Annotated in this window: 14 protein-coding genes, 1 tRNA gene and 4 pseudogenes; 2 read left to right on the top strand and 17 right to left on the bottom strand. The window is 55.7% G+C overall.

The window, feature by feature from the left end:
- Positions 1 to 4 precede the first annotated feature (4 nt).
- Positions 5 to 334, bottom strand: coding sequence for an ArsR/SmtB family transcription factor (locus AC788_RS03250; protein ID WP_049859180.1), 330 nt, complete (start codon positions 332 to 334; stop codon positions 5 to 7).
- A gap of 91 nt (positions 335 to 425) precedes the next feature.
- On the opposite strand from AC788_RS03250, the gene AC788_RS03245 reads away from it, so the two are divergent.
- A complete protein-coding gene (locus tag AC788_RS03245) occupies positions 426 to 1289 on the top strand; it encodes an MBL fold metallo-hydrolase (RefSeq protein ID WP_049859179.1) in 864 nt (287 codons plus the stop codon).
- Between the two features lie 131 nt (positions 1290 to 1420).
- Here AC788_RS03245 and AC788_RS21935 read toward each other — a convergent pair.
- Positions 1421 to 1798, bottom strand: a pseudogene (locus AC788_RS21935) (transposase); the annotation flags it as partial.
- 233 nt (positions 1799 to 2031) lie between these two features.
- On the opposite strand from AC788_RS21935, the gene AC788_RS03240 reads away from it, so the two are divergent.
- Entirely contained in the window at positions 2032 to 2301 is a 270-nt protein-coding gene (locus AC788_RS03240; RefSeq protein ID WP_049859178.1) for a hypothetical protein, read from the top strand.
- A 115-nt stretch (positions 2302 to 2416) separates the two neighbouring features.
- Here the strand turns inward: AC788_RS03240 and AC788_RS03235 are convergent, their stop codons facing one another.
- The 15 genes and pseudogenes from AC788_RS03235 to ihfA all read right to left on the bottom strand — a co-directional run bounded on the left by AC788_RS03235 (position 2417) and on the right by ihfA (position 12818).
- Positions 2417 to 3112 (bottom strand): OmpA/MotB family protein, encoded by a 696-nt coding sequence (locus AC788_RS03235; protein ID WP_049859177.1) that lies wholly within the window; start codon positions 3110 to 3112, stop codon positions 2417 to 2419.
- 6 nt (positions 3113 to 3118) lie between these two features.
- Positions 3119 to 5038 (bottom strand): hypothetical protein, encoded by a 1920-nt coding sequence (locus AC788_RS03230; RefSeq protein WP_049859176.1) that lies wholly within the window; start codon positions 5036 to 5038, stop codon positions 3119 to 3121.
- Complete coding sequence (locus AC788_RS03225; protein ID WP_049859175.1) at positions 5035 to 6279, bottom strand: hypothetical protein; 1245 nt, start codon at positions 6277 to 6279, stop codon at positions 5035 to 5037. Before AC788_RS03225 ends, AC788_RS03230 begins: the two co-directional genes overlap by 4 nt.
- The gene (locus tag AC788_RS03220) at positions 6279 to 7346 is read right to left on the bottom strand and encodes an ATP-binding protein (protein WP_236690452.1); all 1068 of its coding nucleotides are present in this window, start codon (positions 7344 to 7346) and stop codon (positions 6279 to 6281) included. The genes AC788_RS03225 and AC788_RS03220 overlap by 1 nt, the downstream gene beginning before the upstream one ends.
- Positions 7347 to 7411: 65 nt before the next feature.
- Entirely contained in the window at positions 7412 to 7552 is a 141-nt protein-coding gene (locus tag AC788_RS21820; protein WP_177327940.1) for a hypothetical protein, read from the bottom strand.
- 107 nt (positions 7553 to 7659) lie between these two features.
- Complete coding sequence (locus AC788_RS03210; RefSeq protein WP_049859173.1) at positions 7660 to 7983, bottom strand: helix-turn-helix domain-containing protein; 324 nt, start codon at positions 7981 to 7983, stop codon at positions 7660 to 7662.
- 83 nt (positions 7984 to 8066) lie between these two features.
- Positions 8067 to 8291: a DnaT-like ssDNA-binding protein gene (locus AC788_RS03205; protein WP_049859172.1), complete on the bottom strand. Its 225-nt coding sequence runs from the start codon at positions 8289 to 8291 to the stop codon at positions 8067 to 8069.
- 52 nt (positions 8292 to 8343) lie between these two features.
- Entirely contained in the window at positions 8344 to 8739 is a 396-nt protein-coding gene (locus AC788_RS03200) for a CTP synthase (RefSeq protein WP_236690451.1), read from the bottom strand.
- A 23-nt stretch (positions 8740 to 8762) separates the two neighbouring features.
- A pseudogene (locus AC788_RS03195) lies at positions 8763 to 9701 on the bottom strand (major capsid protein).
- Positions 9702 to 9716: 15 nt separating this feature from the next.
- Positions 9717 to 10442, bottom strand: a pseudogene (locus AC788_RS22135) (hypothetical protein); the annotation flags it as partial.
- 82 nt (positions 10443 to 10524) lie between these two features.
- On the bottom strand, positions 10525 to 10836 hold the full coding sequence (locus AC788_RS03185) for a hypothetical protein (RefSeq protein WP_049859171.1): 312 nt from the start codon (positions 10834 to 10836) through the stop codon (positions 10525 to 10527).
- A gap of 95 nt (positions 10837 to 10931) precedes the next feature.
- Positions 10932 to 11285 (bottom strand): annotated as a pseudogene (locus tag AC788_RS21925) (phage head morphogenesis protein); the annotation flags it as partial.
- A gap of 736 nt (positions 11286 to 12021) precedes the next feature.
- A tRNA-Pro gene (locus tag AC788_RS03175) sits at positions 12022 to 12098 on the bottom strand.
- 89 nt (positions 12099 to 12187) lie between these two features.
- Positions 12188 to 12544, bottom strand: coding sequence for a MerR family transcriptional regulator (locus AC788_RS03170; RefSeq protein ID WP_043188397.1), 357 nt, complete (start codon positions 12542 to 12544; stop codon positions 12188 to 12190).
- Positions 12525 to 12818, bottom strand: a complete 294-nt coding sequence (gene ihfA, locus AC788_RS03165) for an integration host factor subunit alpha (RefSeq protein ID WP_256596220.1) — start codon at positions 12816 to 12818, stop codon at positions 12525 to 12527. Before ihfA ends, AC788_RS03170 begins: the two co-directional genes overlap by 20 nt.
- Between the last annotated feature and the right edge of the window lie 10 nt (positions 12819 to 12828).

Raw genomic sequence — 12828 nt, 5'->3', positions numbered from 1 at the left:
AGGCTTACTTCTTCAGCGCCTGGCCGCAGTACAGGCCCGACAGCGTTTGCATCAACGAGACCACTTCGAAGCTGGCCAACGAGTAGTAGATGTACTTACCCATCCTGCGCGTGTTGACCATGCCCTCGTCACGCAGCACGCCCAACTGCTGCGACAACGTCGGCTGCCTGATCCCGGACAATGCCTCCAGCTCTCCCACGTTGCGCTCGCCCTGAGTCAATTGGCACAGCAACAAAAGACGGTCCTCGTTGGCCAATGCCTTGAGCAAGGCACACGCCTTGGAGGCTGAATCGCGCAGCAGACCGATTTCCTCGGCAGACAATTGAGCAGACATGGCAAGCCCCAACAGTGGAAGATCGACAGTCTACGATTGGATAGTATATCTTTCAATATAGTGTAATGACGTGCATTGAAGGAGGCTGACAATGGCCGCGCAGATCGAAGGTTCCTACGACACCGCCACGGCAACCGTGAGCTATGTCGTTTTCGAGGCTCCGGGAGGACCTTGCGCGATTGTGGACCCGGTGCTGGATTACGATGCCAAGGCCGGACGCATCCACACCGACAACGCAGACCGTATCATCGCGTTCGTGAACGAGCACCGGCTGCAGGTGCAGTGGCTGCTGGAAACCCACGCGCATGCGGATCACCTCTCCGCCAGTGCCTACCTCAGGGATGCACTCGGCGGCCAGATCGGCATCGGTGCGCAGATCACTGCGGTGCAGAAAGTGTTTCGCGACATCTACAACCTCGAACCCAGCTTCCTGCCCGATGGTTCGCAGTTCGACAGGCTGTTCGAGGCGGACGAGGTGTTTCACATCGGCGCGATCCCGGTGAAAGTTCTGCATGTACCTGGACACACGCCAGCAGACATCGCCTATCAGGTCGACGACTCACATGTCTTCGTCGGCGACACGCTGTTCATGCCTGATGTAGGCACCGCTCGATGCGACTTTCCGGGCGGGGATGCCGAACAAATGTACGGATCGATCAAAGGCCTGCTGAGCCTGCCTCCACCAACCCGACTGTACATGTGCCACGACTACCCTCCCGCTGGCAGAGAGGCGTGCTGGACAACCACCGTGGCCGAGCAGCGGGAGAAGAACATCCACGTCAGCGACGCGTCGGATCTGGCGTCGTTCGTGCGCATGCGCACAGCACGTGATGCCAGCCTATCAGTTCCAGCGCTGTTGTTGCCGGCGATACAGGTGAACATCCGGGCCGGGAATCTTCCGCCTGCGGATGAAAGCGGGTTGTGCAGCTTGAAGATTCCGGTGAACAGGTTTTGAGAGTGTCTGGAGGGCCGAGGTCGACGCTGCACCTTGATATCGGTAAAGTCGCCAGATAGTTTTGTGCATACACAAAAAAGCCACTTTCGGGAGGTGGCTTAAGTGCCTGATTTCCTGCAACAGTACGCTTAGTAGCCGGATCGAGTGACTTTAAAGACCGAGCACAACAAATTAACCGGCTCCTGTGAGCGGAGTTGATTGACTAACGCAATGGCTCTTGTTCGTCGGATCATCAAGAACGCGGTAGCCTTTTTCAAATCGATTTCTCTCGTTCCAGGCGGTTGATTCGGGCTTCCAGTCCCTGGATTTTCTGCTGTCAGGTGTCAGCGCTTTGCTGGGCGGTGTGGCACCGGCTCGTTTCTGCTGGAGCTGGTTCACCTACTGGCGCAAGGCCGACTCTACCAACTCTGGCGACTAGGCTGCATCAGCGTGGCTAAAGCCTTGGTCAAGCAGCAGGCTGGCAGGTTCGCGCTTGAACTTGGGGTAAAGGTCCGTCGCTGTCTGCTCATTGAGTAGCAAGTTTGGGGGCAACGCTCACCTTGGCTTGAATATCGCTCGACAAACCAGCCTTGAGTCAGCACATCGATGACTTTATGCCGTCAACGCGCCAGGTCTAACTAGGTAGCTATCAAAGTAGCTACACCTAGGGACCGACTCCGGAGGACAAGAAAGCTCATGACAACGCCCAAGACGGGCCTGAAGAAAGACCTGATCTGCGGCAAGAATCGATTGTGGAATTGGAATGGCCATGCTTTTTGACGGAGTGCTGCAGCACAGATATAAGCTAGCCAAGAGCGCGCCGCAGCTCACAATGCTGGATGAATTCAGCGGTCGGCGGGCTCACAGCTTTGTGGTGGTACAGCCCCACCAAGATGAAGACGAATTCATTGCGGCGATGGCGAAGTTGCCCGTTGATTACAAAACGCAACTGTTGTCGACGTTCCTGTGTGCGGCAGATGGAGCATGTCGCGGTTCGTCGGCGACGTTGAAAGTGGTGATGTCGAAAACGTAGAAGCGCCAACCGCTGCAGCTGCATGTAACCATTGCCGACTCCCCAAGCAACAGGCCGTCGGCAACAATTCTGTTCATGGGCACGTTACAGGCGCGGCCTATGCTGCAAAAAAAAATTAGCGTCCTTCGAGCGTGCGATCCTCCTGAGACACCACCAACTGAACTTCCACCCGCCGATTTTCTGCGCTCGCCGGGTTCAGGCCAGGTTTGGGTCTGGAATCACCGTAACCCGCCACAATCACTCGCAGTGATTGCTGCTCGTCCAGAGCCAAAACCAACAACCTGCGTGCTTCCCGTGCCCGAGCAGCCGAGAGCGTGTAGTTATCGTCATAGACCGTGCAGTACCGCGCATAATCAGTAACCGGTCGGCTTACCGGCACATTGTCGGTATGGCCCTCGACCAATACCTGGCCCTGGTCGTAATCGTGGATGAAGGTAGCGACGCGAACGCTCAACTGCGTCAGCGCACGCTTGGCCTCGTCGGTAATACAGGCGCTGCTGCGGCCGAAGGCGTTATCAGGCAACGTCAGGCGCCGGTTCTTGATATCGATATCGATCAGCCCCCCTTCACCGCCGTGTGCCAGATCCTCCTGCATCGCCTCAAGCAAAGCGCTCAGACGAGTTTGTTGTGTTGCCGCGCCTTGGGCTTTTTCTGCCTGACGCGCCGCCTCCAACTGTTGCTTCTCGACTTGCATTGCTGCTTCGGCCGCTTTGTTCTGCAGAACCGAAACTACAAGCATGAGCATCACGACCGCCATGACTCCCGCCATGAGGTCTGAGATGGAAATCCATTCGGTGGGCTTTTCTTTCATGGTCGACTACGCCGGCTGAGCTTTATTGGTCTGCAAACCACTCGGAGGCGCAGGTTCATAGTCCACCGTGAGTCGGCCAAGCAATGTCACTGTCGACTGTGCAGCGTCGCTGAGCACCTGGAGGCGATTGGCAAACTGGTTGTCGATATTGGCCGCCAGCTTTTCAGGCAAAGCGCTCATGGCTTGTTGGCCTTGACGATGCGAGTCCGCAAGCGCCTTCACGTCCTGAACAACCGAAGGCAACTGTTGCGCCGAATCACATAATTGCTCAAGCAGTTTGACGCTGGCTCCCAGAGGGTCCAACCTGGCCGGCAACGCTTCCAGAGATTCCTGGGTTTTAGCGCCTTGGTCTGTCATGGTTTTGAACTGCACATTGAGCGTAGTCAACTGCTCGGCGAGCTGCGGGAAAGTCACCAGTTTGCTCGCCACCGCATCCATCTTGTGTCCAGCTTTGGATGCCTCCTTCAAGCCCTCCGAAATGCTCTTGCCGAGCTCATCCATGTTGGAGCTCATCGTTGCGATCGCTTCGTTAAGCGTGGCGCTTGTCTGCGAGAACTGAGAGCTGGTTTTCTTCTGCATATCCTTGGCGTCTACTATCGTCCCCTGAACTTGCTTGACCACCGTGCCGACATGCTCTGACAAACTATCGACCGCAGTGGAAATATTATCGGTCGCGCCTTTCAGGTTGGCAGCCATGTCCTGGGTGTTCTGGGTAAACTCCCGGCTCATCGTGGTAATTGTGCCGGTCAGGCTCCCTTCGATAGTCTCCATGACGGTGCCCAGCCTGGTGATGTTGCCATCCATGCTCGCCTTCATTTCTACCAGGTGCCCGGCGAAATCCTCATTGAGCGACTCGATCGCACCGCTCAGTTTTTCCTGCATGACCTGCACGCTGCCTTTAAGCAGTCCTGCCGAATCTGCAAGTAACGTGGCAGATTCGCCCATTAACTGTACTGCCGCCTCCTGGCGCTGCAGGTTGTCGGTCTTGGCCTCTACATACCCTCGCAGGCACTCACTCGACGTCCTCGTGCTGTTTGCCACTTCGCCTAGTCGAGTCTCGACCGCCTGCAGACCTTTGAGGCTTTCTTCGACATTGACCAAGCGGCTGAACTGCGTACTCATCTCGGCAATTTGTGCAAGGTTTTCACTGAATCTGGCGATCTCGCCGAGCTGTTGCTGATGGTCGGCAAGCCGGGTATCTACCGCGTTGAAATGGCTCTCCGCCTGTTTACCGTTCTTGAACTCAACCGCCTTAATCTGCTTGAGCTCTGTGGTCACCAGCAGACCTTGGGCATTGAACGCCCCGACCAGCCGGGTACCGACACTCTCCAGGGCAGCCAGGTGCATTTCGTCACGTTCGGCATGCCGTGCAAGCTCGGCTTTTCGACTCAAATCAATCTCTGCTTTCATGTGCTCCAGGCACCAGTCCGTGCGCTTGCTTTCCGCTGACCACGGCGCGGCCTCCCACAGCTTGATCAAAATGAAGGCAATGATGCCCCAAGTGGAGGTTTTAAACTTGGTGCCTAAATCTTTCATCATGCCGGTGAGCTGAGTCAGGGAACCGCTCATGGCGTTGAGCGAGTCATCATGCCCCTGAAGGATGGTCGAGGCCTTGTCCAGCGCCAGGCCCAGCCCCAGAAACGTGCCTAAAAGCCCAATGATCAGCAGCAACCCCGGCATATTGGAAGCAAAGCGCTCCCAACCTGAAGCGACAGCGTGGCTCAACTCACCAATTGAGCCGTGCTCAATGTCCAGCGCATTGATGCGAGCCCCACCGCGCCAGTTTTTTTCCCACTTCGCCGGTTGGCCAAAAACCTGTGACGTAATCAGTGACAGCAGCAGACCGAACGCGATGATGCTGAAAAAAAACACTTCCAGCGGGTTGCTCAGCGAGGGGGTCAAGAACTGCAGGATTTCGCCAATCATGCCGCAACCTCAATCACTTTGAACGCATCCGTCCGTTTCTTGCAGTCGGCCTCGAAGATATTGGCGAAGCTGACAATCAACGATTTCTCCTCCGGTTCCAAGCGTTCCCATTTTTCGCCATTCTGTGCACAGCGCACCAGAATCTCGCCAACCTTGCCACCGTGGTCGATCAAATACTCCTGATCGTCGGCCACAATTTGCTCCTCGCTCTTCTCAAGCAGTTGCAGAAAACCTTCTGCTGCGAACACATAGTTACGCTTGGCACGAGTCTCGTTACCCAGCGTTTCAAGTTGAGCTTCGTCACGTGGCAACAGCTTGCGTAGGTCGTCCAGTACCAGCGCCTCTTCCAACTCCAGTGGTTCCAGTTCTGCCTCCAGCTCCAGGCGTCGCTTGAGCACTCGGTCCCTGACCACGCGTTTATTGAGTTCTTCCCAGGCTGCTTGAGCATTTTGCAAACTCAGGCCCCACACCAGAATCATTTCCTCGAATACAAACGGAATCACGGCCTTGCCGAAGTGCTTGACGGTCATATCGTCCAGGCGCTGTACGTCAGCATCGCTCAATTCCGCCCGTGCCTCGATCAGTTGGGCAGCGACGTCGATAATGAACAATGGCTCCTGGCAGAGTGACACGACGTCTTCCAGCTGAGTCATTTGTTCTTCGTAAACTTGCAGCAGCTTCTGCACGGCGCGAACCCGCAGGTAATGGTCGAAATCCACGAACGCTTCTGTTTCGACGAGGCGATTAGTCAATGCCTTGACCAAGTGATAGCGGTTGGCCAACGCAATCGCCTGGAGTGCTTCGCGGTCTGCTCCCTGGGTTTTGGCCATGGCAGCGTTCAAATCTCGCTCCCGCGCCTGTGCTTCGGCGATCTCCTGCTCATCCAGCAATTTTTTCTGCCATTCACGGGCACGCTCAATCACCCAGTCGATGGCCTGCTGCACTTTGGCTGCCAACGGGTGGGTATCCAGGTGCTCCAGCGCGGCCAAGGCACGCTCCAAGCCAAGGCTCAAGGCCTTAAGCCATGGCCACGGCACATGGTTTGCGAGCGTTCGAAGTCCCTCGCGCATGCTGGAAATGTAAGGCTTGGCTACCTGGTAAAGTCGCTTGACTTCTCCTACAAAAATTTCTGCTTCGTCGGCGAGCCATTTGACGGCTTTGCTAACGATTTGCTTGACGGCACCAAACGCAGACGACGCAACGTTTTTCACCGTACTTACGAGAGAATCAAACCAGCCCATTAACTATCACTCCTTTGATGAATACCCAATGCTTTACGATTCGCCGCGACAGTGCCGAGATCAACCTCGGGCCGCGAAGCGTGAATGTCTTGACGCGCAGCCAGTAGCTGAGCGAGTGCTTCCTGAAGATGAGCCTGCTGCAGCACACCGGCGTTTTGGGGCAGCAGGGGCTTGGGCAAAGCCAGTCTCAAACAGGTGCGTATTTCACGACCCGATAGTCCCTCGGACGCGGCGGCGAGGACGTCAAGCACCCCTTCCCGCTCCTCTGCCAGGGGAATACCCGGTACCAGCATGCGTGCCCATAGCGCTCGACGCTCATCTTCGCCAGGCAGCTCGAAACGGATGTGCTGAGAAATGCGGCTGACAAAGGCGCTGTCATAGTTGCGTGCGAAGTTGGTCGCAAAAATCACGATGCCAGTGTGCTTCTCCAACTCGATAAGCAGCGTGGAGCGCATGGCATTGACCTCGTTATCAATGCCTTGGGTGACGGAAGACAAACGTTTACCCAGCAACGTGTCAGCTTCGTCCAGGAACAATACGGCGTCTTCGGCACGCGCCAACGTGAACAACTGCGCAATATTCTTTGACGTATCGCCCATGAACTTGCTTTCAATGTCGGCAATGCTGGCGCTGATAAGCCGTTTGCCGATACTTCCGGCAAATGCCTCGGCCGTCAGCGTCTTTCCCGTACCCGGCGCGCCGTGAAAGTTCAGGATCGTGCCGCTGCCACAAGGGTCGACCTCAGCGAAGCCCCAGGTGACGTAGATGGTGTGATGGTGGTGAATTTTCACCAAGGCTTCATCGAGCTGTTGCTTGACCTGCGGCGAAAGCACTACGTCCCGCTCCAGTGTGAAGCGAGGCAATGTGCTTCGCGATGCGGGCGCCGTCTTGGCGGGGGGTTCTTCGGTGGCGGCCAACAGCTCAGGCCGTAACTTCTGATAGAGATAGTCTCTGGAGGACACTGTAATCACCAGTCCATTGATTTGAGCTCTTCCGCCTTGCAAAAGAAGCTTGCGCAAGTCCGCAGGCAGTGTCTTGATTAAGCCGTTGGAAAGGCAACGGCGCATCAGAAAGTTATCGGACAGCAGACGTCGAACTTTAAGACTTTTGAATCAATCAAGAACCCAGGCGACTAGCATATCACCCCCCCGTCGGAAGCCGACTTGCGCCAGGTATCATTCTCTTGCTCCATCTGTTTGTACTTCAGATACAGATCAAAGCTCGCTTTGAGCACCACGGCTAAACCGATGGCAGCCATCACATTCTTCAGCATTTCGCACCCCTCTCTTGTCGTCTGTACTGAGACTACAAGCCGGTCGCGACTGTAGAAGACCATGAGGGCTCCAAGTTCAAGTCCAGCGTAACGGCTGGCCTTGATGATTAGCTATAGGACAACGTCACGGTACGGAAGCCGCGACTTTTAAGCTCTTCCAGAATTTGCTCCAGAGTAGATTCAGACAACGATTCGCCGATATCCTGCTTCTTGGCTTCCGCCTCGACCTCCTCATCGTCAACCTCGAAAAGGGCCTTGTTAAGCTCCTGCCAAGTCCCCATTGTCGGCTGCGACTCGCCGCGCTCATAGCGACCGGGCATCACCCCAGAAATACCAGCCTCTTCAGCCAACTGAGTCAGAGTGAAGCCAGCCTCTTTACGTGCCGAGCGGAGTGCAGAAGGAAAATTACTGCTTTTTGGGTTGGGTAGCATGGCTAAACTCCTGTAGTGAGCTGCCAATATATATACCGAAAACCAACTATTCAAGCTACTTTTGTATCATGGCCAGTATTTTTTTATACCCTAACAGCAAACAAGCCGTGATTCTGAAGGCAGTCCGCAAACTGCGTTGCGTTCGGCCGAGCTGGCGCCACCGGCAATGGCCGGCGCAGCAACGCCTCCTGCGCGCCCAGGTCTGCAGGAATGATCATGTCAAACTTGCCGGCGTAACTGATCAATTTCTCTGTAGTGGCGTAGCTTTCGGCATTCAATACGCTGCTACCGTCTTCAACGATGAACATGGCTTATTCCTTGGTATTGTTCAGGCGGTCAGCTTCAGGCTTGACTGCGGCTTCATCGCCAGCGAAGTCGCTGAATCGTAAACCGTCGCGGGTGATAAGGATCCATTTTGTCCGATTCCAGCTTCGGAACGTAGACCGGCTCGTGGCTGATGCCGTCTTTCTGGGTACCATTGAAATCAGGCTTGGTCGGATCCTTGCCTGGCTTAGTGGGAACCCTCCCGACGGCCTTCGCATTGCCCTTGACCGTGGTCTTGCGGGTTTCGACTTCCACGACGATTTCGACCGGCTTGTCGGCATCGACAATCTCGGGATAGTTGCCAACCATGGTAACCCTGGTCACGCCGCACTCCACGTTACCGAAGAGGTCCGGGTTGCGGTAGCGCTTGTTCGGATCGAAGTCGGCTTTCCGGTTGCTGTACACGAGTTCCATGATCTCCATGGCGGCCATTGCTGGCCGCGCCTTTGAGCGGCTTATGAGGTAGCTTGGGTGAGCTCGATCATCACGCCGGCAGTGACCTTGTCGCTGTTGAAGTGCTTGACCCAGTTCGCGGACGAGCCGACAGCTGCCAGCGCCGCCAGCGGTTTCCTTCCAGCTGTAGCCCAGCGCATCGATTTTAAGGAGGCCTTCAGCGCGATAACCGATGCCCAGGTTCTCTTCGTCGTTCACTTCGTACGAGCGGAAGCCGGGACCCTGGGGCTCGGTGATGGACACGGCATCTAATAGCAGGCCGAAGCTCACATCAACCGGCGCCGTGTCAGTCACGAGCACAGGCTTGCCGAGGGTGCCAGGCAAGCCGCCATAGATCACGACACCGGCTTATTCGTACGGCTTGTTGATGATGGCTTCGTCGACAATGTCGAAGTAGGCCGGGGAGCGCATGACCCAAAGCGCGATGCGGCCGAACTTGCCGCCGAATTTGCGCATTCCAGGGGTCAGCGCCATTTTGCCATCGGTTTCAATGCTGGCTTCGACAACCATTGCGGCATTGCAGCCGATGGGGGCGCAGGGCTGCAATGGCGTATTGCACGAAGCCTTACAGTGTTGCATCAGCCACGTCCTGACCGATGATCTGAGAACTCTTCCACCGGACGGCCGCGACGCTTGAACGCCTCTTCGATGGTCTGGTAGAGGCCGTACTCCCAAGGCGCCTTAATGCGCACAGCCTCGCCCGCGCTGGTTTTGTTGGCGGCGACCTTGGCTTCGGAGTTGACGTCACGGTGATCCAGCGAGCCGGCCAGCTTTTAGAAAGCACGCTTACGGAAGTTACCTTCGATCCACGGGTTGTCGAGGATGATCGCGCCGTTGGACGATTCGTTGAAGATGTCCAGGTTGTCTTGGACGCGTTCCAAGTATGCGGTCTGAGCCTCATTGTTGTAGATGATCAGATCGCTGTTAACAGGTGTAGCCATAGTGGATCCTCTTTGCTTGGGCAATTGCGGGAATGCGGTTTGGCTATGTTTGCGCTGATAGTTGCGCTTTTGCGTGGCTGACATTTCGAAGCACTTCAGTGCAGCCTGGCCGTAACCCCCGCTCGGGGCATTCGTACCCGAGGCCCTTAGCCATAGGTGAGGTGCGCTTTCGCGCAAGGACTCCGCCCATTCAAGCGGGGTCAGAGGAGTCTTGCCGTCTTTACCTAGGATGGGCGAAACCTCCTCGTCTAAGGCAACGGCTTCACCCTCAGCATTCGGGGAGAACACGCCTTTGGCGCGCAGGTTGATGTCGTGAGTGGCCTCGGTGAGCGCGCCAGCCTCCAATGCAGCACCGCGGACAGCGTCGCCCAAGACTTTACCTTGGAACTTGGTGGCGAAGGATCCAGCCTTTTCGGCCCAATCAGACAGCGCCTTAAGCTGCTTGGTGTATTCACCACGCAAGCGCTCAGTGCGGCGATTGAAGATCTTTTCAACCTAGCCTTCGGTCAGCAGTTTGGTGTCTTCGTCTTGACCGGCTTTGCTCAGCAGGCCATTCACAGCCTCGATGTCAACGCCTTGGAACTGGCTCTTGAACTGTGCCAGTTTGCCGGAGGCGTCCTTCAGTTTGCTCAGCGGCTCGGTGTTTTTGGTTTTCAAGCCAGCCACCGATGTCTCAGCGGTTTTTTCGATGGCGGCCTTGATTTCGAGGTTTTGCAGATCGATGATGTTTTCTTCTGCCACTGTGTTGCACCCCCTTGGGTTTAGTCAGCCCGCCTGACGGGCATAAAAAAACCCGCCGGAGCGGGTTCTGGATAATCGCCTGTCACCCAGGCATGAATCGGTAAGTGTAGGGAGCCAGACGCTCAATCTTTATCAAGTCGCCGGACAGGAGCCCGTGGTCGTCCAAGAACCGGCTGACGAAGCGACCCTTTCTTTGCTGGAAGATTTTCTTATCCCGGAGCAAGAACTCTTCAACGGTCTCAATACACCCGTAAATCACATAAGCAGTGCGGGCTGCTGGCTCAGAAGCGCTAACCCCGCCGATGATTTCTGGCTCAAACCAGTCGAAAATCTCGGATAGAAGGATATAGTCGCGAGTAGCGTTTGTCCGTAGCTTGATTGTCTTCGTGTCCATGGTGATTCACCGCAGTTGAGATTGGGGCTATGGTTTCAATCCGAGATAGGCAATTCAAGCACTTTAAATTCAATACATATCAAACACTTATGCGTTTACACTAGCTTTTCTAACGCCAAAGGCTTTAGCTTTTTCATTTGATTCAGAATCAGCGGCTTGAAATTTTCATCAAGCTGCACTTCGGAGAACCGCTCGGGCGTCAGCCCGCCGCATCGGAACAGCTTGGCCCGGGCCGAACCCAGTGCTTGATCTTACGGCTGGAGCTCGAGCCAATCATAGTAGTTGAGATCGGCAGCGACCTGGCCGCCACCGTTCGGACCTACGGAAGCGCGTGTGGCGTCTTTGCTGAGCAATTTGGTCCACTTCGTCACGGGAGCGAAGGTCGTTCGGCAATTCGGGTGAAACGGCGGCCTTGGCCCGGAATCGACCGGAAACCGCCGCTTATCCAAGCCGCACAGTACCCGGATATAAGTCTCGTCGCCTTCTGGCTTTTGATGCGAGCCGGCTGCGGGTTATACACCACCAAACCGGCCTTGGTATTGCACCACCGGACGTGACCTACCTCATTGCCATTGACGAAGACTCGGCGATACCCGCGACCATCATGGTAGCCGTGGAAGCTGTCGGATTTCGGAATGGTCACTCCGCGCCACGCAATGGCAGGCTTGGAATTGTGGCGCCCTACTGAATCGCCCTGTTGAGCGCTTCCCCAGCATTGTCCGCAGCTCTGCTCGCAGTGTCGGCCGTCTGTGTGGCGCTGCTTGCTGGCGGCTCGAGCTTTTCGTCTGTGTTGACGGTGTTATCGGCAAGTCTACGAGGCCAAAGTCCTGTCTCAGCGCGAGCTCGCCCAGGCCACTCTCGACCTCTACAAGGTTCGGTTCAAACAGATCCGGGCCGCGCTCGGAGACGCTGTGATCGATTGCATCCCATCCGCATGGTGGCCGAGGATGATGTCCCGAAAAAATCCCCACGCATGAAAAAGCCCAACCTGTGAAGATTGGGCTGTCATTTAACGAAGTATGAAGCGCAGCTACCAGAGACACCATGCGAACGTGGTCTGGTCGGAGGTCCAAGCAGACTTGGATATCAGCGGTATCGCGAGATAGTTTTGCGCATGTTTTACGCAGGCACAAAAAAGCCACTTTCAAGAAGTGGCTTAACTGTCTGATTTTACTCAGGAATAAATGGTCGGGACGGAGTGATTCGAACACTCGACCCCTTGCACCCCATGCAAGTGCGCTACCGGGCTGCGCTACGCCCCGACCGAGCGTAAAGCTGTTCCAGAACCTCTGAGAACGTCGAGAAATATACCTTAAGCATTTGAATTATGGAAGTATTTTTTTCCAAAAATTCACTTCTTCAGGACACTCAGAACATCTTCGAGCTCGGAGATCGTCTGGCGAATCAATTGCTTGTACTGCGTGGTGTCATCCTTGGCTTCGTCACCGGACAGACGCAGACGCGCACCGCCGATGGTGAAACCCTGGTCATACAGCAGCGCACGGATCTGGCGGATCATCAGCACGTCCTGGCGCTGGTAATACCGACGGTTCCCGCGACGCTTCACGGGGTTGAGCTGAGGAAATTCCTGCTCCCAGTACCGCAGCACATGAGGCTTTACGGCACACAAGTCGCTGACTTCACCGATGGTGAAGTAGCGCTTGCCGGGAATGGGCGGAAGTTCGTCGTTATGACTTGGTTCCAGCATAGGCCTCAACTCGGGCTTTCAGTTTCTGCCCTGGACGAAAGGTGACCACGCGGCGAGCCGTGATCGGGATTTCTTCACCGGTTTTCGGATTGCGGCCAGGCCGCTGGCGTTTGTCCCGAAGGTCGAAATTGCCGAAACCCGACAATTTGACCTGCTCGTTGTCTTCAAGAGCGTGCCTGATTTCTTCGAAGAACAGCTCGACCAATTCCTTGGCCTCTCGCTTGTTCAGGCCCAACTCTTCATAAAGACGTTCCGCCATTTCAGCTTTCGTCAAAGCCCCCCAT

Source organism: Pseudomonas sp. RIT-PI-a, from assembly GCF_001187875.1.
In the GTDB taxonomy this organism is placed as follows: Bacteria; Pseudomonadota; Gammaproteobacteria; order Pseudomonadales; family Pseudomonadaceae; genus Aquipseudomonas; species Aquipseudomonas coleopterorum.
Note: the sequence above shows the minus strand (reverse complement) of the source record. Positions and strands in the feature narration are given on the sequence as shown.

Coding starts and splice junctions, on each gene's coding strand:
- AC788_RS03220 (WP_236690452.1), bottom strand. CDS start 7,346: ATGCGCCGTTGCCTTTCCAACGGCTTAATCAAGACACTGCCTGCGGAC.
- AC788_RS03235 (WP_049859177.1), bottom strand. CDS start 3,112: ATGAAAGAAAAGCCCACCGAATGGATTTCCATCTCAGACCTCATGGCG.
- AC788_RS03245 (WP_049859179.1), top strand. CDS start 426: ATGGCCGCGCAGATCGAAGGTTCCTACGACACCGCCACGGCAACCGTG.
- AC788_RS03200 (WP_236690451.1), bottom strand. CDS start 8,739: ATGGCCGCCATGGAGATCATGGAACTCGTGTACAGCAACCGGAAAGCC.
- AC788_RS21820 (WP_177327940.1), bottom strand. CDS start 7,552: ATGCTGAAGAATGTGATGGCTGCCATCGGTTTAGCCGTGGTGCTCAAA.
- AC788_RS03225 (WP_049859175.1), bottom strand. CDS start 6,279: ATGGGCTGGTTTGATTCTCTCGTAAGTACGGTGAAAAACGTTGCGTCG.
- AC788_RS03230 (WP_049859176.1), bottom strand. CDS start 5,038: ATGATTGGCGAAATCCTGCAGTTCTTGACCCCCTCGCTGAGCAACCCG.
- AC788_RS03210 (WP_049859173.1), bottom strand. CDS start 7,983: ATGCTACCCAACCCAAAAAGCAGTAATTTTCCTTCTGCACTCCGCTCG.
- AC788_RS03170 (WP_043188397.1), bottom strand. CDS start 12,544: ATGCTGGAACCAAGTCATAACGACGAACTTCCGCCCATTCCCGGCAAG.
- AC788_RS03250 (WP_049859180.1), bottom strand. CDS start 334: ATGTCTGCTCAATTGTCTGCCGAGGAAATCGGTCTGCTGCGCGATTCA.
- AC788_RS03205 (WP_049859172.1), bottom strand. CDS start 8,291: ATGTTCATCGTTGAAGACGGTAGCAGCGTATTGAATGCCGAAAGCTAC.
- AC788_RS03185 (WP_049859171.1), bottom strand. CDS start 10,836: ATGGACACGAAGACAATCAAGCTACGGACAAACGCTACTCGCGACTAT.
- AC788_RS03240 (WP_049859178.1), top strand. CDS start 2,032: ATGGCCATGCTTTTTGACGGAGTGCTGCAGCACAGATATAAGCTAGCC.